Here is a 22,279-nt window from a genome sequence, read left to right on the forward strand (position 1 = left end):
TCAGCAGATTCAGACAGGAGACATACATGAAAAGATGGTTTCTGATGCTGGTGGTCACCGGCGCAATGCTCACTCAGGCCCGGGCCGAAGGCGTGCTCATGCCGGCCTGTCCGGATTCGCCCAACTGTGTCAGCTCGCTGGCGCCGGAGGAGGACAGCCACTACGTGGCGCCACTGAATGTGCCGGCGGACATGAGCGAGACGGAAATGTGGATGCGTCTGCGCACGGCCATAGAGGAAACGGGCGGGGTGATCACCGCGCAGGACAGCATGCGCCTGGATGCCACCTACACGACCCGGTTTCTGCGTTTTGTGGATGATGTGACCGTGATCTGGAATCCGGTGAACCGGACGCTGGATATCCGCTCTGCATCGCGTACCGGATACTATGACTTTGGCGCCAACCGGCGGCGTGTGGAGGCCATTCGCAAGGCCTTCCTGAAGCCCCGGGGCAAGCCGGTATGAGCGTTGAGGTCCTGAAACAGCGGCTGGACTACTGGCTCTGGGAGAAGCCCCGTTCGGCCATGACGGCTGGCGAGATGCGCCTGCGGCAGGTGGCGCGGGTGCTCTATGCGGTCATCCGCGATGCCACCACCGGTCGGCTGACGCTCCACGCCATGGGCCTGGTGTATACCACGCTGCTGTCCATCGTGCCCCTGCTGGCCCTGAGCTTTTCCGTGCTCAAGGCCATGGGTGCCCACAAGCAGCTGGAGCCCCTGTTGTACAGCTTTTTCGAACCCTTCGGAGATCAGGGTGTCGAGATCGTTCAGAATATCCTGTCCTTCGTGGACAACATGAAAGTGGGGGTGCTGGGTTCCGTGGGCCTCGGCATGCTCATTTATACCGTGATTTCGCTGGTGCAGAAGGTGGAACGGTCCTTCAACGAGATCTGGCATGTGTCCCGGCTCCGGCCCTTTGCCCAGCGTTTCAGCAGCTACCTGAGCGTGATCGTGATCGGGCCGGTGCTGGTGGTTTCCGCCCTGGGCGCCACGGCGACGCTGGTCAGCTCCGCCTTCGTGAAGGAACTGATTGCCATCGAGCCCTTTGGCTGGGCCTTTTCCGTCCTCACGCGAATGATGCCGTACCTGATGATCATCGGCCTGTTCACGTTCGTGTACGTGTTCATTCCCAACGCCCGGGTGCGACTGCGACATGCGCTGACCGGCGGCCTGATTGCCGGCATCCTGTGGCAGACAACGGGTTACGGCTTTACCACCTTCGTGGTGAATTCTTCCAAATACGAGGCGATCTATTCCGGATTTGCAGTGGGGATTCTGCTGCTGATCTGGCTTTACCTGAGCTGGCTGATTCTGTTGCTGGGCGCGTCCATCAGTTACTACGCCCAGAACGTGACCCAGATTACGCCGATGGATCGGCAGGAGGCCCCGCCGGCCCTGCTGCAGCGGGCGGGCTGGCTGTTGCTGCACCGGGTGGCACAGCAGGTGGACAGCACGGGCGGAGGCGTTTCGTTTACCGAGCTGGAAGCTGCCTTGGCGCTGCCACCCGAAGAGGTACAGTTTCTGGTCCGTCTGCTCATGGATGCCCGGATACTGGCTTCCGTGGATGCTTCCGATGAAGCCCTGATTCTGGCGCGCTCGCCCGACAAGGTTCAGCTCATGGAGCTGTATGACATCATCAACGGGCAGGCACTGTCTCATCCCACGGGCCAGATGCCGTGCCCGGACGTGGATGCACTGACCTCCGCCATTCATGAGGCCGTCCGTGATCGGCTGGGTACGGCCACGCTGGCAGACTGGGTCCGTGGCTCAGTCCGCTTTGAACTCAAGCCGGGGCTGCCCCCCCTGAGCCTCGACGATGACACCGCAACTGACAAAGCTGCGGGCGGAGAGGCCTGAGAACGTGGCCATGTACCGGTAAATGGCGGCCCGGGCCTCGGCCAGCGCCCGGGACAGGGGCTCCCCCTGAGTGCCGGCCTCAAGGGCGCGTTTGAGCGTCCGGACGGCGGGCAGATCCCTGAGGTCTGCCGGCAGACGTTCGAGTGCATCGGGACTCAGTCCTTCCGCATCACCGGGCCAGGTGACCGGGCACAGCTTCAGGGTGGTGGGGCGCTTGGCCAGCACGGCCTTCATGCCGGCCAGATAATCCATTTGTGTCCTGCCGGGCAGCAACTGTCCGGGGGCATGGGGAGGGGCTCGAAACGCAGCCGGAACAGCTGTTCGCCCGCCAGCGCCACCACCGAGACCACATTGGCGTAGGGAACAAAGGTATTCACGACGTAGGACTTGGCCGCTTCATAAAGCGCCTTTTTCATGATCAGGCCCACAAAGCTGCCCAGCCCCACATCGCTCTTGCCGGCTTCCTGCCGGAAGGGAATGTCCAGGCTGATGGTGCCGTCACCTTCCTTGAGCTGATTGAGGGCCACATCCAGCGGAATGGCCGTGCTTTGGCTGGCGGTATTGCCGGATAGTCCCTTGAGATTCAGCCGCGCCAGCGTGAGCGAGGCGTTGCCTTCAAAGCGCTCCGGGGTGCCCTGGATGGTCACCATGGCATCCAGATCGCCGCTTTCAATCCGGTAGCCCAGCGCATCCTCCAGATAGACAGAGAGGCGGGGCAGGGCAACCTGCTTGCCGGTGAGATTGGCGGTAAACGCAACGGGCGTGGCAAAGGGCCTGATATCCGCCTTCCAGCTCAGTTCCGCCCCCGCATCGGTGCTGAGAGCGGCTTCCACATGCAGTGGACGGTCCGGTTCCGCATTCTGGATATCCGTCACTCTCAGTCGCGAGATGAACAGGCTGCGGTCAAAGGGTGGATTGACCCCGGCGTCGTGAATGTAAACGGCGCTGCTGCTGTCCAGCGTCAGGGTATTGAGGGCAAACCGGAAGCCCGGTGCGTCCGGGGCGTTTTCCTGTGCCGGGACCGGCTTGGCCGAACGGGTCTCCGTGGCTTCCTCGGTGGTGCTTACCGTTGCCCCGGGCAGCGGAATCAGGGTGGTCAGATTGCGGCTGGCATCCAGTGCAACCAGGCTCTGTGCCCCTTCGAAGGCGGCCGATTCCAGATTGAGCCGGTCGGGCGTGAAGTCGATCCTGTCCAGTGTCAGCTGTCGGGTCTGAAGCAGGGGCGGCGCATCCGGTGTATCACCGGGCTGGCGCACACGCGAGACCACAAGATCCGTCAGGATGGCCTGTGGGGCCCGGAAGGAGAGCTCCGGTGCCTGATGCAGTTCAAAGGCGGGAATGCTCAGTTGCTGCCAGCCCAGCCACTGGCCGGCTGCGCCCTCGATACTGAGGGGAGAAAGCATCAGGCCGCCGGTCAGATGGATCTCGGGGGGCTGGCCCTCCGGCAGGAGAATGTCGAGCTGCACATCATTGAGCCGGGTTTCTGCCGCATCGACACTCAACTCCCGGACCTTGGCGGTCAGGTTGCGCAGGGCAATGGCCGGGGCCTTGAGGGTCAGGCCGGGTTGCTCGCCGCCCTGGTACTGCACCTCGCCGGCGAGATCCAGCGTGGCGTTGCCCATTTCTGCAGGAAAGTCGACCAGGCCTTCCAGATCCTCCCGGTGCAGGGTCAGCGTCTCCAGCGTGGCATGGATGAAGGGGGCGGGCTGGCTCAGGACTTCGGCGCTGAGCACAACGCGGGAGGCATGATTGAGCAGGGCATCCAGTTGCAGGGTCGCGGACAGACCGGATGCGCCGGAGCGCAGACGCTGAATCCGGAGTGCGTCAATGGCGAGGTTGTCCGTATACCCGGCGCGTGTCAGTGCGAGACGCGCGGAGGTCAGTGCGCCCTCATCCAGACGCAGGGTCCAGGGCGGCGCCTCCGGGCCGGATTCGTCGCCACTGTTCTGGCTGCCGGGGAGGGGGATGCCTGCAACCTGCCACTGGTTGCCCTCCTGACGGATGTCCACCCGGACATCGGCAACGGACAGCGACCGGATGTGGATCTGGCGCTCCATGAGCGCCGGTGCTTCCACCCGAACATGAATCTCGGGCAGACTGAGGAGCAGGGTGCCGTCGGGCTTGCGCAGGGTCAGCCCCCTGAGCGAGAGCCCGGAGTCGAGAAAATGCACTTCCAGTACCGGCGGTGTGCCTTCCAGATCATGCGCGTTCAGAAACTGGGTGTAGTAGTGTCGGATGGCCCAGGGCAGGCCCCACTGGATGAGCGCGAGGGGCACAACAATCAGGATGATCAGAATGGTTGCGACAATCAGGCTGGCGCGTCTGCGTGGCGTCATGGAGTCCGGGTGTCCGTGTGGGTATAGATCACATCATGGTACCACTGGCTGTCCGGTTGGGCCGAGACAAATCGTTCCAGCTCGTCCGTTGTCAGACGCTGATGGCGCCAGAGATGCCCGAGGTGGGCCATCTGCAGTGTCAGTGCCAGGCCATGTGGCAGGGAGCCGGGCACGCGCGGGGCGTCCTGCTGCAGGTCACGCATGGCATTGCGAAGCCCGGGGGTGAGCTGCCAGTGATCCGCAATGCGCCGGGCAACATGAAAACGGTAGGCCATGGTCAGCTGGGGCATGAGTGACCGGACGTCTTCGGCGCGGAGGTGCCCGGGCCCCGCCAGCTCCAGACCATTGAGGTACAGCGTCAGGTAACCCAGCGCGATCACCAGCGTGCCCAGATAGAGGCTGGCTTCATCCGCATGGTATTGGCGCGTAACCTGACGACTGAGTTCGCCGGCGTCGAGCGCCCATTGCCAGAGCTGTTCGCGGAGAGGATCACTCTGATTGCCACGGATGACCGGCATGGTAAGCGCTGCGGCCACCAGTCGCCGCAAACCGTCCAGCCCGACGACCGCAATGGCACGGGGTACGGTTTCCACCGGATCTGGGCAGGTACGAAACCAGACGGAGTTGGCCAGCTTCAGCAGCGTGGCGGACAAAGCCGGGTCCCTTCCGATGGTATCGGCCAGTTGCCGGTGTGAGACGGTTTCGTCATTGAGCCAGCGAATCAGCTCGGGGAGAACCGCCGGTTGGCGGGGCAGTGTCAGCGCCTGGTCGGCTTCGTGCCGCAGACGCTTGCGCAGGGCCTTGCCCAGATCCCGCAGGGCGGCCTGACTGGCTGAGGTGGCAGCCTGGTGGCCGAAGATGTGCTGGAGATCCAGCCGTGCCCAAGGATCGGGCACAGCAACAGGTTCTCTCAGGTGGGCCTGATCATGTGTTTGCAGCGCTGGTTGCGCCCTGGAAAAGAGGCGTTTCAGAAACCCGGTCATGCATCACTCCTGTGCTGACCGGTCGGGACAGCGCAACCTGTCCGGTCAGGCGTGTGTCAGCCGCTCCAGCAACTGACAACGTTCCTCAATCAAGGTGTCGTAGTGATTCAGTATAGCAGCATCCCGTGTGCCGTGTGCATGACGCATCCGGATCAATCGGCAGGTTTCCCTGAACAGCTTGCGAGTCATGTCATCCCTGATCTTTGCGCGGTCAGCCCTGTGACCGTGTCGGATCAGTGTGTTCACGGTAATGCTCCAAGAAGTGAATATGGATTCAGTTTGTTCCGATTGTATCGCTTTGTCAAAGCGGGGATGTACGTATGAACAGATTCGCATGAATTCTGATCAGAATGGATGTGGCCGGGCCGGCGTGCATGAGTAAGGGTTTATCCTGTGGCCCGGAGCGGTTGGCCGGCCATGGCTATCGGATCGTCACCGCTGAAAGAGGCCCCTGCCGGAGATGAGCCGGCAGGGGCAAGTCAGGGAAAAGGAGGAGGGGTCAGAACTGCCAGTCGAAGACAAAAACCAGCTGGGCCAGACCGGCGAGAAAGCCAAGCACGCCTCCGAGAATGATGAGCTTGATTTCATCCTCCTGAAAGCAAGGACGCAGCAGATCCTGGAATTCTTCCGGGGTCAGGGCTTCCATGCGTTCGCGCATGATGCGTTCGACGCGCTCGGCCCGCTCGTGGTTGAACACGGGGTCGGTGAAGGTGTGTGCCGAGAGTTCGATGGCCATCTCGCCCACGTGTTGCTTGAGCTCGGCAAATCCCTTCGGGCCGATGGCGATCTGGGTAAAGGGCTTGGAGAGGCCTGCCGTGTCATCCACCAGCGGCTTGATGTGCTTGCGGATCAGCGCCCGGGTACGTTGTGAGCGTGGTCCGTTGAGCATGGCGTCCGTGAGGTTGCCGATGGTGAGAATCTCGTGGGTCACGATATGGCAGAAGCTGGCTGCTACTTCGCGCTGGCGCTTGAGGAACAGGCCCTGTAACGTGAAGGGGCCGATCTTGACCGGATTCAGCGGGCGGAAGATGACATTCAGGGCGATCCAGTTGGTGGCCCAGCCCACGATCAGACCGCAGACGGGCAGCAGCCACCAGTTTTGCCAGTAATACCAGACCACCATCTGCCCGATACCGAACAGGCCGCCCAGCCAGAAACCGCTGTTGATGATGAAACGGAATTCCGCATCGCCACACTCGAGGAAGATCCGGTTGAGCAGCCGCTTGTCCTTCTCCAGCTGGTCGATGACCATCTTCTTCACATCCAGCAGGTCTTCCACATTGTGGTTGATGTCCTCCACCAGATTCTTGACCAGTGTCGGCGTGTTCTTGCGCACACGGTCATAGACCATCTGCTTGACGGAGGCCGGCAGGTTTTCCCAGAGGGTCTGATGTTCTCTGACCATGACTTCATCCACGTATTCCTCGATACGAGGATCCACGGTCTTGATGATGTACTCGGCCAGCGCCTGGGGGTCCAGTTGTTCGAAGACTTCCCGGAGCGTGCCGATTTTGGAAATGGTGGCATCCACACTCAGGGCGGCCATTTTCCGGGCCTTGGAGGGGACGATGCCCTGCCAGCCCAGAAAGGGTGGGATACCCACGAATTCCAGTGGATAGAACGTCAGCTTGATGGCCAGCCAGTTGGTGGACCAGCCGATCAGTGCCGCGATGAGGGGGATGCTCAGATGTTTCCAGAGTTCCGGATTCGTTAACAACTCCATGGGTATCACCAAATGAACCTTGTCAGACAACCGATTGCGGCAGTATAGACTGTTACGGGATGTAACAAAACAGGTACCATCGTCCAAATGTTCGAAATCTGACAGGCCTCACGTTTAGGCCAAAAGCCAGACTGTGCTGACGGGTTATTCACATTTTTGATCCGCAGGCGTTGTCAAGCCGTGTTGGAAATGCGCAAAAAGGGCAAAATTTATAAAGCATTGAAATGAAAAGAATTATGCAATCCTGAAAGGGCGTGCAAAAATCGCCGGAGCCCTTGGGGAAGCGGGCTGCGGCGATTTTTCTAAAAGTTTTCCACATGGTTATCCACAGGGCGTCCCCGTTCACGCCAGCGCGTGTTCCGGGCAATGATGCCTTCGATCAGGGACAGAATCACGGGAATGACCACCAGTACCAGCAGGGTCGAAACCAGCAGGCCGAAACTGATGGAAACGGCCATGGGGATCAGGAACTGGGCCTGGAAGGAGGTTTCGAAGAGCAGGGGTGTCAGGCCCGCGATGGTGGTCAGGGAGGTGAGCAATACGGCGCGCAGCCGCAGACAGCTGGCATCGATCAGTGCCTGGATGCGCGGCACGCCTTTCTTGCGCAGTTCCTGATAGAAGCTGACCAGGATGATGGAGTCGTTGACCACGATACCTGACAGGCCAAAGAAACCGAACAGGGAGAGGATGGTCAGATCAATCCCCAGAATCCAGTGGCCAAGCAGGGCTCCGGCCAGACCAAAGGGAATCGCCATCATGATGGCCAGGGGCCAGAACCAGGACGCAAACACCCAGGCCAGAATCAGGTAGATCAGCGTCAGGCCGACCAGTGCGCCCAGCTTCATGTCCGCGCCGGTTTCGCGTTGCTCCTGACTGCGGCCTTTGAACACGTAGTCAAAGCCCATCTGACGGCTGAGGGGCGCGAGGAAACGTTCGTCCAGATCCCCCAGAATGTTGTTGGCATTGTTGCGCGTCGTATCCACTTCCGCCGTGACGTGTACACCGAGGCGGCCATCCGTGTGGCGCAGCAGTTCCAGTCCGCGGCGGGAGGTGAGCTCGGCAACCGTATTCAGGGGCACCACGCCGGCACGGGTCACGATGGGGAAGCTGTCGAGGGCCCACTCGCTGTTGCGTTCGGCCTGATCCATCATGATGCGGACCTCCACTTGATCTTCTTCGTCGAAGAAGATCTGCAGAAGCTGTCCCTCGTATCCGGCCCTGAGCTGGCGGCCGATCTCCTGGACGGTCAGGCCCAGCGCCCGACCGGTGGGGCTCAGGGTGTAGACGAGCTGCTGCTTGCCGAACGGCAGGTCATCCTGGATATTGGTCACGCCTTCATAGCCGGCCAGTTCCGCCTGAATCTGTGCGGATGCGTCCTTGAGCACGTCCGGTTCGGCATTGTTCAGGAAAATGTCGATATCCCGGCCGGGTGGCCCGCCACGGGGTGCGCTGATGGAGAGGATCTCAATGCCCTCGGCCTTGTCCAGGCTGTTCTGCCAGAGTTCCACAATGCGGGCATTGGTGACGGAACGGTCATCCGGCTGGCTGAGCTGAGCAACCACGGAGGCGTACTGCTCGCCGAACTGGCGGTTCTGTCCGCCGTCGAAGCTGGCACTGTTCTCCTTGACCAGGGCATGTTCCACCACCGGTTGCGGTTCATCCAGCTGATCATTGAGCGCCCGGAGTTTCTCTTCCATGTGCAGTGCAAAGGCATGAACCCGCTCCGGGGGTGTGCCGGCAGAAAACTTCACGCTTGCGATCAGGTAATTGCCATCCGGTGACGGAAAGAAGGTGAACGGAATGCGGCCGCCGGCCACGAGGCTCACGCTGAAGACCAGCACCGAAAAGGTCAGGATGAGCGTCAGGGCCCGGTTGTGCAGGGCGGCAGTGATGACCGGCCGGAAAACCTGATCCCGGAACCGGTTGAAGCCTTCATCCAGCCGTTGGCGCAGCGCGGACGGCTGCTTGTGATGGTTGCGGTGGAAACTGTGCCGGAGGTGCCCGGGCAGGATCAGGAAGCTTTCCACCAGCGAGGCAATGATGGTACAGATGATGACGATGGGGATCGCCTTGAGAATGGTGCCGATGATGCCGCTGATGACCAGCAGGGGCAGGAAGGCTGCAATGGTGGTCAGGGAGGAGGACATCACGGGGATGAACATGCGTCGTGCGCCGCCTTCGGCCGCCTGCAGCGAGCTTTCGCCGCTCTGGTAGTGAGCCAGCGCATCCTCGCCCACGACGATGGCATCATCGACGATGATACCGAGAGCCATGATGAGGGCAAACAGGCTGACCATGTTGATGGAGCCGCCAACCAGGTAGAGGACCGCCAGGGTGCCCATGAACGAGATGGGAATGCCCATGGCCACCCAGAAGGCCACGCGGCCGTTGAGAAAGATGTAGAGGATGGCAATGACCAGGATCAGGCCGCCGATACCGTTCTTGAGCAGCAGGTTGATACGGTCTTCCAGCAGGATGTAGGTTTCATTGAACCGGTGCAGGTGGATGGCATCAGGGACGCGCGTCTCGGCCCGGGCAAACCAGTTGTTGAAAATTTCTGCCATTTTCAGGGCATCCGCGGAGCTGAGGCGCTGTACCTTGAGCAGCACGGCCGGTTGACCGCGGTAATAGAGGCGCTGGCTGGCTTCCTTGGGGCGGCGTTCAATATGGGCGATATCACCGAGCCGCAGTTCACGGCCGTCCCGGCTGGTGAGCACGGCCAGCTGACCAAAGCCGTCTGCCGTACGCTGCTTGGTCAGGCTGCGCAGCTCCCGGGCTGACTCCGTTTTCGCCAGAGTACCCGCCGGCAGATCCTGACTCTGCCCCACAACGCGCTGTCCCAGTTCCGGCAGCGTCATGCCCAGTTCGGCAATCGTGGTCCTGGGGATTTCAATGGCCATTTCCTCATCCGGCAGTCCCTCAAAGCTGACGCGGGAAATGCCGGCGTCCAGCAGTTCGCGTTCAAACTGGTGCGCCCAGGGGCGCAGGGCATCCAGCCCGTCTTCCGAGCTGATAATGAGAGAGGCCACGTCCTCGTACCGCTCAATCTTGACGATCTGCGGCTCTTCCGCATCATCCGGCAGGTTCCTCACCTGGGCGACCCGCTCCTTGACCTTGTCGAGTGCCAGACTGAGATCCGAGCCCTGTTCATACTCCAGTACAATGGAACTGAATCCCCGGGTGGAGGTGGAGCGCATTTCCTTGATGTTGTCGAGGCTGCGCAGTTCCTGCTCCAGTGGTGTGGTGATGGAGGTCGCCACATCCTCGGCACTGGCGCCGGCCCAGACCACCCGCACGTTGATGAAGTCCAGATTGAAATGGGGCAGGAACTGGGTATTGAGCTTGATCAGGGCCACGGCGCCGGCCATGAGCAGGATCAGCATCAGCAGGTTGGCGGCCACCCGGTGCTGGGCGAAGCGGCCGATGATGTCATTCTGGTGGGCGGCGGGATCCTGGCTCATGCGTCATCATCCTGAATGACCACGTCCAGACCGTCGATGGCCTTGGGCAGCTGGGTGGTCAGAATCTTCGCGCCGGCTTTGATGTCTCCGGCTTCCACGACTATCCACTCCCGGCCCTGGTCAAACCAGCGGCCGAGTCGCCTGGCCCGATGCATGTGCAGACGGCCTGCCTCGACCGTGTAGATCCGGTCATAGCCATAGAGCGCCGAAAGGGGCAGGGCCAGCCGGCCGGGTGCGGCGGGCAGCTCGATGGTCACATCCACGGTCTGACGATAGATCAGCGCGCCGGGCGCTTCCGGCCGGAAGTGGATTTTCAGTGTGCCTGTATTGGCATCGGCCACCTGGGCCACCTGCGAGAGCGTGAGGCGCACCGGTGTCCCTGCCACGCTGACCGAGGCCGCGACCGGCTGACCGCTGGCCTGTGCGTCCCGGATCTGTCGTGCCCAGTCATCGGGGACCTGGCTGACCACTTCCAGGCGCTGGCGGTCCACCAGGGTCATCATGGGACTGCCGGCCTGAACTCGGTCGCCCGGTGCGGTATGAAGCTGGACAACCAGTGCATCGAAGGGTGCCTGCAGTTGTGCCGTGGCCACATCCCGGCGGGTCTGCTCGAGCAGCGCCTCGGCCCGGGCCAGCCGGGCCTGAAGCTGCTGCAGGCGGCTGGGATGGCTGTCGATAGCCTGCTGTCTGGCCGTCAGGGCCAGCCGGGACTGATTGAGAGCACTGCGTGCCGCATCCAGCCGGTCATCAGATGTGGCCCCGGTTTTCGCCAGACGCATCTGACGCTCAAGTGCCCTTTCAGCCAGGGCCACCAGACGCTTTTCTTCTTCCAATGCCGCCAGATTGGCGCTGTGCCGGGTCTGCTCTTCGGCGATGAGCGCGCGGATTTCCGCGACGTCGGCTTCGCGCTGGATGAGTGCCACCTGAGCATCACGGGCATCAATTTCCGCCAGCAGGGTACCCTGCTGCACGTCTTCCCCGGCCTGAACATGGACAGCCGTGACGGTGCCGGATACACGGGCCTTGAGCTGGGTTTCCGCAGAACCGGTAACCTTGCCCAGCGTTCTCAGTGCCACCGGCAGGCTGGCCGGTTGTGCGGTCATGACACGTATCTGAGGCCGGGTATCCGGCGGGGGCGCCTTCGGGGGTGCCGGGCGGTGTGTGAACAGCCAGCCGGCGGCGGCCAGCAGCATGATGACGACGGCGATGATGACGAGTTTTGCCGGTGCAACAGACTTCACATTATTCTCCTTGTCGGGGGCGGAAGTCCCCCCATTGCCATTGCAGGATGGCGAGCGCCGCCACGGGCGCGGTCTCGGTTCGCCAGATCCTCGGGCCAAAGGTCACGGGCTCGAAGCCCTCGCCTCTGGCCTGCTGAATTTCGCTATCGCTCAGTCCGCCCTCGGGGCCGATCAGCAGGGCTGCGCTGTGCGGTACAGGGCCGTCCAGGGGCGACCCGGTCATCCCCGGTGCGAGCACCAGCTTGCGATCGGCGCTGATCGCGTTTACCCAGCTCCCCAGCGACTGCACGGGGTGCAGCACCGGCACCTGATTGCGACCACACTGTTCACAGGCGCTGATCAGGACCTGTTGCCAGTGAGGCATTTTCTTCTCCAGGCGTTCCGGACTCAGGCGTACCTCGCAGCGCTGGCTGGTCAGGGGCTGAATGGCCGACACGCCCAGCTCGGTGGCTTTCTGTAACGCCCAGTCAAAGCGATCGCCCTTGGAAAGCACCAGCCCCAGGGTGGTATGCAGCGGGCTTTCCCGGCGGACTTCTTCCCGGGTGTCAATGTGCACTGCCACGTGGCGTTTGTCCAGATGCGTGATGTGCCCCGTGTATTCGTTGCCGTCACCATTGAAGAGCCGGACGTGATCACCCGGTCGCATGCGCAGCACGCGAGCCATGTGATGTGCGGGATTGCCCTCGATGCGGACGTCAGTTCCTGTTGTGAGAGAAGTGTCCACGAAAAAGCGGGGTGATGACATGATGCGGGCGACCCTCCGGAAATGTCAGAGGGCATTGTAGGCAAGCTCTGCTCAGGAAGAAAGCCACTCGGCGCTGAAAGGCAGGCCGGCCGACAATAATCCGCGCACCGCGGAGGCGGGTACGGGCGCGCTCAGCACATAGCCTTGTCCGGCATGGAAGCCCAGGTCACGGGCCAGGCGCAGGTGTACCGGAGAGGCCAGTCCCTTGGCAATCACGTGGAGTTGCATGTTGCGTGCCGCATCGACAATGGCCTTGAGCAGCAGGCGTTCATTGTCATCCTTGAGGGCCGCATCCAGGAATCCGGCCTCAAGCTTGAGTTCGGCCACGCCAAAGCCGTTGAGGAAACGCAGCGAGGTGTAACCCGATCCGAAATTGTCCACGCACACCGGTATGCCTGCCCGGGCGGCCGCTTCACACAATCGCTGTGTCTCGCGAGGGTGCTGACGCAGAACGAATTCGGGCACTTCCAGCACGAGCTGACGGGGCAGTTCCTCCTCGCCCGGAAGCATGGATGTGATCGCCGCCAGCGGATGGGAAGACAGCACCTGACGGCGGCTGATGTTCAGATACAACCGGAAATCGCCGGGCAGCCGGTGTGCTTCCCAGTCCTTCAGATCGGCCAGTACGGCTTCCACCACACGTTCGGCCAGGGGTTCGCTGAGCCCCGTATCTTCCGCCAGTTGCACGAACTCGGCAGGGTCCATTTCGCCGTGTTCGGGATGGTTCCAGCGGATCAGGGCTTCACATCCGATCAATGTCATGTCTTCCAGCCGGACGACGGGCAGGTATTCCACAAACAGATGGTTGAAGGCGATGGCATGACGAAGATCGTTTTCCAGCCGGATACGCTCGCGCACGGCAGCGCTCATGCCCGCTTCATAGAAACAGTACTGATTGCGACCGGCGTTCTTGGCCTGGTACATGGCGACGTCCGCGTGCTTGATCAGATCCGTTGCAGAGGTGCCGTCACGGGGGTAGATGGCAATACCGATGCTGGCCCCCACGTGCAGATCGTAACCCTGGACATCGAAGGCGGGCAGGATGTGGGCGATCAGCTTGGTGGCCACGTTGGCTGCAACGGTTTCCTGGGTCAGGCCCGGAAGGATGACGGTGAATTCGTCGCCGCCAAGCCGGGCGATGATGTCGCCTTCTCTCAGATTGCGCTTGAGGCGCTCCGCCGCCTGACGGAGCACTTCATCACCGATTTCGTGCCCCAGGGTGTCGTTGATGTGCTTGAAGTTGTCCAGATCCACGAACAGCACCGCCAGTTGTTCCTGGCGCCGTTCATGCTGGGCCAGCAGGCTGCCCAGGGTTTCCATAAAGTAGGCCCGGTTGGGCAGGTGCGTCAGCATGTCGTGGAAGGCGCGGTACTGTGCCCGCTCTTCAGCCTGCTTCCGTCGGGTGATGTCCTGCAGGATGGCGTGAACAACCGGTCGTCCCCCGGTGTTCAGCCGTGTCAGGAAGGCATCCAGATAGCGGGTTTCGCCATGTGCGCCGGTCACGGTAAAGCAGAGATGATCCGGCGGATTGTCCGGTTGGTCATTCGTCAGGACCGCGCCCGGAAGGAGCTTGCCCGAAAGCGCTGTCTGGCCCAGCAGTTCGCGCGCCGCGGGGTTGCTGTCCAGGATTGCGCCGTCTTCCGGGTCAATCAGCAGCTGGGGTGCGTTGGAGTCATGAAACATGCGGGTATAGCGCTGCTCGCTGCTGGCCAGGGCGCGATGGGAGCGCATCAGATGCAGAAGCACCCAGAATACGGCCATGAGCAGCAGCAGAACGGTGAGTCGTGGCGTCAGACGCTGCCAGATCTGTGCGTCGAGCTGGCGGATGTCGGCCTGGAAAATCAGGCTCCAGGGGGCGCCGTTGATCGGGCGGCGAGCGTACAGCCGGCCATTGTGCGTCATGAATCCGGAAACCGGGATCGCATCCGGGTTGCCGAGCGGAATCACGCCGTTGTCGTCCACCAGACTGGAAAACATGCGCACCTGCTTCGCCTCGGCGGGAGTGTGCCCCGGAGAGGCCAGAATCTGGTGTTCCCGGTTGACCAGCATCAGCTCCACGCCTTCAGCGAGTGAACGGGTCTGCAGCAGCCGGGACAGGGTGCCCAAGGTCATGTCGATGGCTACAATGCCGCTGAAGGTTCCGTCAAAGTAAACGGGGGCGGATGCGGTGACCATCAGGCCCTGGCCATACTCATCCACATAGGCACGGGTCCAGAAGGGACGGCGTTCGGGGTTGCGCACGGGCGTGCCGCGGGTAAAGAATTCCTGGGTCAGGGTTGCGTCGGTATAGTGATACTCGGTGTCATTCACCCAGGGGACATCAATGACAAAACGATTCCGCGATACGTAATAGACCCAGGCACTCTCGGGAAGGTTCTCCTTGACGCTGAGAAAATCCGGTGCAAGCCACAGCGCCATGAACAGTTCCCGCAGGCGAGCCCGGGGCCAGGTACCCGGATGACCTTCACCGGTAATCTGTGCCGTGCGGCCCCACGGAAGCTGATCGGCCGCCTCATCGCGCAGCGCAAATCCCCCCAGGGGCGTGTTTCGAAAAGATCGGGCAGGCGTCTGAGGTGTTCATCCGTGATCAGGGCAGACATGGACTGCGCCTGCCGGCGAAGAATGGTCAGGTGATCATTGACCCTTGCCAGTGTCATCGTGACGGATTGGGCTGACTGGTCCAGAATATCCGTATAGTGATCCAGCCGGGCCTGCTTCAGGGACTGCCAGGACAGGACACCGTAACCGGCCACCAGCGTCAGAGCGAGCGTCAACAGCAGGATGCGCCAGACAAGAATGGGCATGTGAAAGTGATCCGGTTGCCAAGGTGTTGACCAAGTATAGACAACCGGACCACTGTATGCGTAATGGCCTGATCAACGGATCAGAAAGCGACCTTCTCGCTCAGGTTCAGATTGTCCCAGATGGCCAGGGACGGCTCTGCCTGATTCAGCGTGTAGAAGTGCAATCCCGGTGCGCCGGCCTTGAGCAGCCGCTCGCACATGCGGGTTACCACCTCCGTGCCGAACTGGCGGATGCTTTCGCTGTCGTCGGCATAGGCTTCCAGCTGCTTGCGGATCCAGCGCGGGATCTCCGCACCGCAGGCATCGGAAAACCGGGCCAGTTTGCTGTAGTTGGTGATGGGCATGATGCCGGGCACGATGGGAATGTCGATGCCCAGCTTCTCGCAGCGCTCCACAAAGTAGAAATAGGCATCTGCGTTGTAGAAATACTGCGTGATGGCACTGTTGGCGCCGGCCTCCACCTTGCGCTTGAAGTTGAGCAGATCCGCTTCGGCGTTGGGGGCCTGTGGATGGAACTCCGGGTAGGCGGCCACTTCGATCATGAAGTGATCACCGCTGTGCTCGCGGATGAACGCCACCAGCTCATTGGCGTAGCGCAGTTCGCCGGGCGCCCCCATTCCGGAGGGCAGGTCGCCGCGCAGGGCCACAAGGCGCTGGATGCCGTGGTCGCGATACAGGTCCAGCAACTCCGCAATCGATGCCCGTGAGGCGCCGATGCAGGAGATGTGCGGTGCTGTGGAGATACCCTGCTGATGCAGGGTGATCACCGTGTCGATGGTGCGCTCCCGGGTCGAACCGCCGGCACCGTAGGTGCAGCTGAAGAAGTCCGGCTTGCGCGTTGCCAGCTTGTCCCGCACCGCCTGGAGCCTGGCCTTGCCTTCTTCCGTCTTGGGTGGAAAGAATTCGAAGCTGAAGCGGCGCTTGAATTTCAGTTGTGACTGCATGCTGTCCTCGGCAGTTTTAATACTTGTAGTCGTCCGGCTTGTAGGGACCGTCCACGTCCACGCCGATGTAGCGGGCCTGATCCGGTGTCAGGCGGGTCAGTACACCACCGAATCCGGATACCATGTGGCGAGCCACTTCCTCGTCCAGCTTCTTCGGCAAGACACGCACGTACACGTTGGCCGGCTTCTCCTCGGGTGGCAGGTTGGCAAACCCGGCCTTGTACAGGTGGATCTGGGCCAGCACCTGGTTGGCGAAGGAGCCGTCCATGACCCGTGACGGATGACCGGTGGCGTTGCCCAGGTTCACCAGGCGGCCTTCGGACAGGAGGATGAGGTGATCACCGGTGCTTTCGTCACGGATGACCTTGTGCACCTGCGGCTTGATCTCGATCCACTTCCAGTGCTTGCGCATGAAGGCGGTATCAATCTCGTTGTCAAAGTGGCCGATGTTGCAGACCACGGCACCGCACTTGAGCGCCTTGAGCATGTTGGCATCACACACGTTGACGTTGCCCGTGGTGGTGACCAGCAGATCGGTATTCTGCAGCAGGGCCTTGTTGATGCAGGCTTCGGTGCCGTCGTTGATGCCGTTGATGTAGGGGGACACCACTTCATAACCGTCCATGCAGGCCTGCATGGCGCAGATGGGATCCACTTCCGTGACGCGCACGATCATGCCTTCCTGACGCAGGGACTGGGCAGAGCCCTTGCCCACATCGCCGTAACCGATCACCAGCGCCTTCTTGCCGGCGAGCAGGTGATCCGTGGCACGCTTGATGGCGTCGTTCAGGGAGTGGCGGCAGCCATACTTGTTGTCGTTCTTGGACTTGGTGACAGAATCATTGACGTTGATGGCCGGCACTTTCAGCGTGCCGTTCTTCAACCGCTCGATGAGACGGTGCACACCGGTGGTGGTTTCCTCGGAAATGCCGTGGATGTTGTCCAGGAGTTCCGGGAATTCGTTGTGCAGGATTTCGGTCAGGTCGCCGCCATCATCCAGCACCATGTTGGCACCCCAGGGCTTGCCATCCTTGAGGATCGTCTGGCGGATGCACCACTCGTACTCTTCCTCGGTTTCACCCTTCCACGCGAAGACCGGAATGCCGCGGGCAGCGATGGCCGCTGCCGCGTGATCCTGAGTGGAGAAGATGTTGCAGGATGACCAGCGCACCTCCGCGCCCAGTTCCACCAGCGTCTCGATGAGCACGGCGGTCTGGATGGTCATGTGGATGCAGCCCATGATGCGGGCACCCTTGAGCGGCTGCTCCGCGCGATACTTTTCGCGCAGCGCCATCAGCGCCGGCATTTCACCTTCGGCGATTTCGATTTCCCGGCGGCCCCATCCGGCGAGGGAAATATCCGCTACCTTGTAGTCCGTAAATTTTTCTTGTGCAGTCATGTGTTGTGTCCTTTCTCAGATGCCGGCATCGGCACGCAGGGCTTCGGCCTTGTCAGTGCGTTCCCAGGTAAAGGTGTCTTCGGTACGGCCGAAGTGACCGTAGGCCGCAGTCGGGCGATAAATCGGGCGGCGCAGATCCAGCATTTCGATCAGGCCGCGCGGACGCAGGTCAAAGTGCTTGCGTACCAGATCGGCGATCTTGTCGTCACTGATCCGGCCGGTGCCGAAGGTGTTGATGGAAATGGACGTCGGCTCGGACACGCCGATGGCGTAGGACACCTGGATCTCGCAGCGGTCGGCCAGGCCGGCAGCAACGATGTTCTTGGCCACGTAACGGCCGGCATAGGCGGCGGAGCGGTCCACCTTGGACGGATCCTTGCCGGAGAAGGCACCGCCCCCGTGGCGGGCCATACCGCCGTAGGTGTCCACAATGATCTTGCGGCCGGTCAGGCCACAGTCGCCCACCGGGCCGCCGATCACGAACTGGCCGGTCGGGTTGATGTGGAACTTGGTGTCCTTGTGCAGCCACTCTGCAGGCAGGACGTACTTGATGATTTCGTCCATCACCGCTTCGCGGATGTGCTTCTGGGAGATGTCGGGAGAATGCTGGGTGGACAGCACCACGGCATCCACGGCAACCGGCTGGCCGTTTTCATAGCGCAGCGTGACCTGGCTCTTGGCATCCGGACGCAGCCAGGGCAGGACCTTGGCCTTGCGCAGTTCGGACTGGCGCTGGACCAGACGGTGTGCATAGAAGATGGGGGCAGGCATCAGCACTTCGGTTTCATTGGTGGCATAACCGAACATCAGGCCCTGGTCTCCGGCCCCCAGGTCTTTCTCGTCGCCTTCGTCCACACCCATGGCAATGTCGCCGGACTGCTTGCCGATGGCGTTGAGCACGGCGCAGCTGGCGCCGTCGAAGCCCACGTCGGAGCTGTTGTAGCCGATATCCAGGATCACCTGGCGAACGATATCCTCCAGATCCACGTAGGTGTTGGTGCGCACTTCGCCGGCAATGATGGCCATCCCGGTCTTGACCATGGTTTCCACCGCCACGCGGGCATTGGGGTCATCCTTGATGATGGCGTCCAGGATGGCGTCGGAAATCTGGTCTGCCATCTTGTCCGGATGGCCTTCGGAAACGGATTCGGAGGTAAAGATACGGTATTCGCTCATGAGATGATCCTTACTTGGTTGCGTTGGATACAAGGGTGAATGCGGGTTGCGCCGGCTGCACGGAGGCGCCGGTCGCGGGTTGGTCAAAATGACGAATCTGGATCTGGAAGCCGTTGCGGACCCCGATCAGCAGGGTTTCGCCTTCTGTCAGGCCGGCGGCTTCTGCCCAGCGGGTCAGGTCGTCGGCATCAAAGCCGAGCCACAGGTCGCCGCAGGCTTCCCGGGCCCAGGCCTGCTGGTGACGGCACAGGTCACAGAGAATCAGCAGACCCCCCGGTCGGAGCAGGCGCGCGCAGTCCTCGAACAGTTCATGGGGAGCCGGTACATGGTGCAGCACCATGTTCATGACAATGACATCAACCGAGAGGCCGCGGCGCAGGGCTTCGCGCGTGTCGCCCTCAATGAGGGTGCAGTTTCCGAGTTGCTCCTGTTCGATCCAGGCCTGACACTTCTCCAGCATTTCCGATGAGGTGTCCAGCGCCCAGACCTGATCGAAGCGGCCGGACAACTCGCTGAGGAACCGTCCTTCGCCGGGACCAATCTCCAGTACTGTCCGGTGTGCGGGGGACTTGAGCCGGTCCAGCAGTTCGGCGGTGGGCTCCGCGTAGAGGCTGTAATCGGCAATCAGTTCCTGGTGGGCCTGAAGGTGTCCGCCATAGCGGGCAAAGAAGACCTGTGACTGCTGAGCGCGGTGCTGCTTGATCAGGTCAATGGCAGCGCGTACCTCAGCCTGAACCGGCAGGGTATCCACCAGACTGTACACCGCCTCCCGGGCGGCCGTGTAGGTATCGTCTTCCGGCAGGGGCGGACGCCGGTAGAAAATGGTGTTGCCCTCCCGCTGCGGCTCCACCAGCCCGGCGTTGGCCAGCACCTTCAGGTGATGACTCATGGAGGACTGGCGCATGTCAAAGATCGTGCACAGTTCGGCGACGCTGAACGTGTCCCGGGCGAGGATGCGCAGGATGTTCAGGCGCAGGGGATCGCCCGCTGCCTTGAAGAGGGCGGCGAGTTCGGGCGTGTCGGGTGTCTGGTGCAACGGTTCTGCAGTCATCCTGCAAGTTTAGGGGGCGCTTGAATCAGATGCAATATCTGGATCGAAAAAAATGGATAAAGGTTTATCGAAACATCTTGATCAAGCTCCGGTCTGTACAGGTGTCTCAGATACGCAGAGATGCGTATAATGACCTCTGGCAGAGAGAGAACGGATATGAGCAGGCACAAAGACACGGATACGGAAAAAGACACGGATACGCTGGACAGAATCAGGACAGGAAGCTTCGAGCGCAAGCTGAGCCTCACCAAGGCTGGCATTGTGGCCGGTTCACGCATGGCGGGCAGTTACGCCGGCAGCCTCTTTGCCGGCAAGCAGAAGCGTGAAGCCCGGCGCAAGGCCGCACTTTCCCGCCAGGCCCGGTATCTGGCGGATGAACTGGGGCGCCTCAAGGGCAGCGTGGTCAAGATCGGTCAGGTGATGGCCATGTATGGCGAGCACTTTCTGCCCCCGGAGGTGACGGAAGCCCTGCATACCCTGGAGGACAAAACCGTTGCACTGGACTGGCCCGCCATCGAGGAGGTGCTGGTCCGGGAACTGGGGTCCGAGGTGCTGAGCGAGCTGGACGTGGAGCAAGCCCCCATCGGCGCGGCGTCACTGGGTCAGGTACACCGGGCGCGCGTGCGCCGGACAGGACACTACATCTGTCTCAAGATTCAGTATCCGGGCGTGGCCGAGGCGGTGGACTCGGATCTGGATGCGGTGGCTACCCTGATGAAACTGGCGCGGGTGGTGACACTGGGCAAGGACTTTGATGACTGGCTGGAAGAAGTGCGCCAGATGATGCACCGGGAAGTGGACTACCGGCTGGAGCTGAAGACCACGCACCGGTTTGGTGACATGCTGGCCGAGGATGACCGTTTCGTCGTGCCGGAGGTCTATCCGGAATATTCCTCCGATCACGTCATCGCCACCTCCTGGGAGCCGGGGCTGCCCATCACGGCACCCGAGGTGCAGGCCATCAGCCAGGAACGCCGCAACCGGCTCTGTCGTGCCGCACTGGAACTCTTTCTGCGCGAGCTCTTTGTCTGGGGTGAACTGCAGACCGACCCCAACTTCGGCAATTACCGCATCCGTCTGGGTGAGAACGGCGAGCCGGACCAGATCGTGTTGCTGGATTTCGGGGCCGTGCAGAAGTATCCGAAACATTTCATCGAGCCCGTGTGCGACATGATCCGGGCGTCCTATGAGCAGGATCTGGCCGGCGTCATTGCCGGCGCCATCCGCCTGAAGTTCATGCGTCCGGAGTGGCCGAAGGCGGTGCTGGAAGAGTTTGGCACCGTGTGCATGCACTGCCTGGAGCCACTGGCTGACGAATCCGTCCCGGTGCCCGATTTTGCGCTCAACGCGCAGGGCGAATACTGCTGGCGCCGGAGCGATCTTCCGTCGCGCATCGCGAAGGAAGCCACGCTCTCGGCCATCAATCGCTACTTCCAGATCCCGCCCAAGGAATTCGTGTTTCTGAACCGCAAGCTGGTGGGTGTCTATACCTTCATTTCCGTGCTGGACGGCCAGTTCAACGGACGGGACATTCTGCTTCGCTACCTGTATCCGGAGCGGGAATCAGGCTGACACACCCAGAGTGACGGCAATGACCACGGCGTAGCGCATGCCCTTGCCCAGTGCGACCAGTGCCAGGAAAAGCGGCCAGGGAACACGCAGCACCCCGGCCACCAGCGTCAGCGGATCCCCGACAACCGGAAGCCAGGCCAGCAGCAGCGTCCAGACGCCGTAGCGCCGGAAGCGGGTTTCTGCACGTGCGATCTGCTCCGGGGTGAAGGGAAACCAGCGGGCGGACTCGAAGCGGGCGAGCCCCCGGCCCAGTGCGGCGTTCACCACGCTGCCCAGTGTGTTGCCCAGGGTCGCGCAGGCCCAGAGTGCCGGCAGGCTGTATTCGCCGGACACCACCAGGCTGCCCAGCGCCACTTCCGATGCGGCAGGCAGGAGCGTTGCGGCCAGAAAGGCAGAGAGAAAGAGTCCCAGGTAGCCCATCAGCGTTCGAACTTGGTGGACAGTACAATGGAAGACAGGGTTTTCTCGATGCCGTCAATGACGCCGATCTGATCCAGCACCTGATCAATGGCTTCGGGCGTGGCGGCAGCGACCCTGGCAATGAGATCGAATTGGCCGTTGATGGTGTAGAGTGCCCGAACGGCCTCGATGCGGTGTAACGCCGCCACCACCTGTGCATTCATTTTCGGATTGATGCGAATCATCACCTCCGCCTGGATAAGGCGGGCGGCGTGGCCGTCGCCGCGACGAATGGTAAAGCGTTCGATGACACCTTCCCGCACCAGCTTCTGAATCCGTTCATGTACCGCCGTGCGTGACAGCCCGAGCTTGCGGGCGAGGACAGCCGTGGGGGCGCGGGCATCCTGCTCCAGAAGCGCCAGCAGACGCTCCGTGACGGGATCGTTCAGTATGGACATGACAAACCGCCTGATTGAATGACGAATCCGCTAATCTTATCAGTAAAAACGACGGATAATCTATTACGTTCCGACATGCCGCCGCTCTACACTGAAAGACATCACAGTTCCCCATATCAGAACAATGAACCG

At 61.6% G+C, this 22,279-nt stretch carries 18 protein-coding genes; 3 read left to right on the forward strand and 15 right to left on the reverse strand.

Annotated elements, in window-relative coordinates; translation table 11 throughout:
- Window positions 1–26 precede the first annotated feature (26 nt).
- Window positions 27–464, forward strand: a complete 438-nt coding sequence (locus tag AAIA72_RS16145) for a DUF1499 domain-containing protein (RefSeq protein WP_369601308.1) — start codon at window positions 27–29, stop codon at window positions 462–464.
- The gene (locus AAIA72_RS16150) at window positions 461–1,855 is read left to right on the forward strand and encodes a YihY/virulence factor BrkB family protein (RefSeq protein ID WP_369601309.1); all 1,395 of its coding nucleotides are present in this window, start codon (window positions 461–463) and stop codon (window positions 1,853–1,855) included. The genes AAIA72_RS16145 and AAIA72_RS16150 overlap by 4 nt, the downstream gene beginning before the upstream one ends.
- Here AAIA72_RS16150 and AAIA72_RS16155 read toward each other — a convergent pair.
- From AAIA72_RS16155 to AAIA72_RS16215, 13 genes are all read right to left on the reverse strand, one after another.
- Window positions 1,766–2,107: a hypothetical protein gene (locus AAIA72_RS16155; protein WP_369601310.1), complete on the reverse strand. Its 342-nt coding sequence runs from the start codon at window positions 2,105–2,107 to the stop codon at window positions 1,766–1,768. The two genes, AAIA72_RS16150 and AAIA72_RS16155, sit on opposite strands and share 90 nt — an antisense overlap.
- A complete protein-coding gene (locus tag AAIA72_RS16160; protein ID WP_369601311.1) occupies window positions 2,086–4,191 on the reverse strand; it encodes a DUF748 domain-containing protein in 2,106 nt (701 codons plus the stop codon). The genes AAIA72_RS16155 and AAIA72_RS16160 overlap by 22 nt, the downstream gene beginning before the upstream one ends.
- Window positions 4,188–5,174, reverse strand: a complete 987-nt coding sequence (locus AAIA72_RS16165; RefSeq protein ID WP_369601312.1) for an HDOD domain-containing protein — start codon at window positions 5,172–5,174, stop codon at window positions 4,188–4,190. Before AAIA72_RS16165 ends, AAIA72_RS16160 begins: the two co-directional genes overlap by 4 nt.
- 45 nt (window positions 5,175–5,219) lie before the next feature.
- The gene (locus AAIA72_RS16170; protein ID WP_369601313.1) at window positions 5,220–5,420 is read right to left on the reverse strand and encodes a hypothetical protein; all 201 of its coding nucleotides are present in this window, start codon (window positions 5,418–5,420) and stop codon (window positions 5,220–5,222) included.
- A 253-nt stretch (window positions 5,421–5,673) separates the two neighbouring features.
- Entirely contained in the window at window positions 5,674–6,897 is a 1,224-nt protein-coding gene (locus tag AAIA72_RS16175) for a DUF445 domain-containing protein (protein WP_369601314.1), read from the reverse strand.
- Between the two features lie 302 nt (window positions 6,898–7,199).
- Window positions 7,200–10,358, reverse strand: a complete 3,159-nt coding sequence (locus tag AAIA72_RS16180) for an efflux RND transporter permease subunit (RefSeq protein ID WP_369601315.1) — start codon at window positions 10,356–10,358, stop codon at window positions 7,200–7,202.
- Window positions 10,355–11,599, reverse strand: a complete 1,245-nt coding sequence (locus AAIA72_RS16185) for an efflux RND transporter periplasmic adaptor subunit (RefSeq protein WP_369601316.1) — start codon at window positions 11,597–11,599, stop codon at window positions 10,355–10,357. The genes AAIA72_RS16180 and AAIA72_RS16185 overlap by 4 nt, the downstream gene beginning before the upstream one ends.
- Before the next feature lies 1 nt (window position 11,600).
- Window positions 11,601–12,344 (reverse strand): 16S rRNA (uracil(1498)-N(3))-methyltransferase, encoded by a 744-nt coding sequence (locus tag AAIA72_RS16190; RefSeq protein WP_369601317.1) that lies wholly within the window; start codon window positions 12,342–12,344, stop codon window positions 11,601–11,603.
- A 51-nt stretch (window positions 12,345–12,395) separates the two neighbouring features.
- Window positions 12,396–14,762, reverse strand: coding sequence for a diguanylate cyclase (locus tag AAIA72_RS16195; protein WP_369601318.1), 2,367 nt, complete (start codon window positions 14,760–14,762; stop codon window positions 12,396–12,398).
- Window positions 14,763–15,228: 466 nt separating this feature from the next.
- Window positions 15,229–16,092 (reverse strand): methylenetetrahydrofolate reductase [NAD(P)H], encoded by an 864-nt coding sequence (gene metF, locus AAIA72_RS16200; protein WP_369601319.1) that lies wholly within the window; start codon window positions 16,090–16,092, stop codon window positions 15,229–15,231.
- 16 nt (window positions 16,093–16,108) lie between these two features.
- Window positions 16,109–17,491 carry an adenosylhomocysteinase gene (gene ahcY, locus AAIA72_RS16205; protein WP_369601320.1) on the reverse strand — a complete coding sequence of 461 codons (1,383 nt, stop codon included), beginning with the start codon at window positions 17,489–17,491 and terminating at the stop codon, window positions 16,109–16,111.
- Between the two features lie 15 nt (window positions 17,492–17,506).
- Window positions 17,507–18,667, reverse strand: a complete 1,161-nt coding sequence (gene metK, locus AAIA72_RS16210) for a methionine adenosyltransferase (protein WP_369601321.1) — start codon at window positions 18,665–18,667, stop codon at window positions 17,507–17,509.
- Window positions 18,668–18,677: 10 nt separating this feature from the next.
- Window positions 18,678–19,703 (reverse strand): metalloregulator ArsR/SmtB family transcription factor, encoded by a 1,026-nt coding sequence (locus AAIA72_RS16215; RefSeq protein WP_369601322.1) that lies wholly within the window; start codon window positions 19,701–19,703, stop codon window positions 18,678–18,680.
- A 171-nt stretch (window positions 19,704–19,874) separates the two neighbouring features.
- Here AAIA72_RS16215 and AAIA72_RS16220 point away from each other — a divergent pair, with 171 nt between their 5' ends.
- Window positions 19,875–21,290 (forward strand): ABC1 kinase family protein, encoded by a 1,416-nt coding sequence (locus AAIA72_RS16220; protein ID WP_369601323.1) that lies wholly within the window; start codon window positions 19,875–19,877, stop codon window positions 21,288–21,290.
- Here AAIA72_RS16220 and AAIA72_RS16225 read toward each other — a convergent pair.
- A complete protein-coding gene (locus AAIA72_RS16225) occupies window positions 21,282–21,710 on the reverse strand; it encodes a YqaA family protein (RefSeq protein WP_369601324.1) in 429 nt (142 codons plus the stop codon). The genes AAIA72_RS16220 and AAIA72_RS16225 overlap by 9 nt on opposite strands.
- Complete coding sequence (locus AAIA72_RS16230) at window positions 21,710–22,147, reverse strand: Lrp/AsnC family transcriptional regulator (RefSeq protein ID WP_369601325.1); 438 nt, start codon at window positions 22,145–22,147, stop codon at window positions 21,710–21,712. The genes AAIA72_RS16225 and AAIA72_RS16230 overlap by 1 nt, the downstream gene beginning before the upstream one ends.
- Between the last annotated feature and the right edge of the window lie 132 nt (window positions 22,148–22,279).

Source organism: Thermohahella caldifontis (assembly GCF_041153465.1).
Lineage (GTDB): Bacteria > Pseudomonadota > Gammaproteobacteria > Pseudomonadales > Oleiphilaceae > Thermohahella > Thermohahella caldifontis.

Excerpts from the sequence above, each read along its gene's own strand:
- ahcY (WP_369601320.1), bottom strand. The coding sequence starts at position 17,491 with ATGACTGCACAAGAAAAATTTACGGACTACAAGGTAGCGGATATTTCC.
- metF (WP_369601319.1), bottom strand. The coding sequence starts at position 16,092 with ATGCAGTCACAACTGAAATTCAAGCGCCGCTTCAGCTTCGAATTCTTT.
- AAIA72_RS16230 (WP_369601325.1), bottom strand. The coding sequence starts at position 22,147 with ATGTCCATACTGAACGATCCCGTCACGGAGCGTCTGCTGGCGCTTCTG.
- AAIA72_RS16195 (WP_369601318.1), bottom strand. The coding sequence starts at position 14,762 with ATGGCGCTGTGGCTTGCACCGGATTTTCTCAGCGTCAAGGAGAACCTT.
- AAIA72_RS16155 (WP_369601310.1), bottom strand. The coding sequence starts at position 2,107 with ATGGATTATCTGGCCGGCATGAAGGCCGTGCTGGCCAAGCGCCCCACC.
- AAIA72_RS16160 (WP_369601311.1), bottom strand. The coding sequence starts at position 4,191 with ATGACGCCACGCAGACGCGCCAGCCTGATTGTCGCAACCATTCTGATC.
- AAIA72_RS16180 (WP_369601315.1), bottom strand. The coding sequence starts at position 10,358 with ATGAGCCAGGATCCCGCCGCCCACCAGAATGACATCATCGGCCGCTTC.
- AAIA72_RS16150 (WP_369601309.1), top strand. The coding sequence starts at position 461 with ATGAGCGTTGAGGTCCTGAAACAGCGGCTGGACTACTGGCTCTGGGAG.
- AAIA72_RS16165 (WP_369601312.1), bottom strand. The coding sequence starts at position 5,174 with ATGACCGGGTTTCTGAAACGCCTCTTTTCCAGGGCGCAACCAGCGCTG.
- AAIA72_RS16175 (WP_369601314.1), bottom strand. The coding sequence starts at position 6,897 with ATGGAGTTGTTAACGAATCCGGAACTCTGGAAACATCTGAGCATCCCC.
- AAIA72_RS16190 (WP_369601317.1), bottom strand. The coding sequence starts at position 12,344 with ATGTCATCACCCCGCTTTTTCGTGGACACTTCTCTCACAACAGGAACT.
- AAIA72_RS16220 (WP_369601323.1), top strand. The coding sequence starts at position 19,875 with ATGAGCAGGCACAAAGACACGGATACGGAAAAAGACACGGATACGCTG.
- metK (WP_369601321.1), bottom strand. The coding sequence starts at position 18,667 with ATGAGCGAATACCGTATCTTTACCTCCGAATCCGTTTCCGAAGGCCAT.
- AAIA72_RS16145 (WP_369601308.1), top strand. The coding sequence starts at position 27 with ATGAAAAGATGGTTTCTGATGCTGGTGGTCACCGGCGCAATGCTCACT.
- AAIA72_RS16225 (WP_369601324.1), bottom strand. The coding sequence starts at position 21,710 with ATGGGCTACCTGGGACTCTTTCTCTCTGCCTTTCTGGCCGCAACGCTC.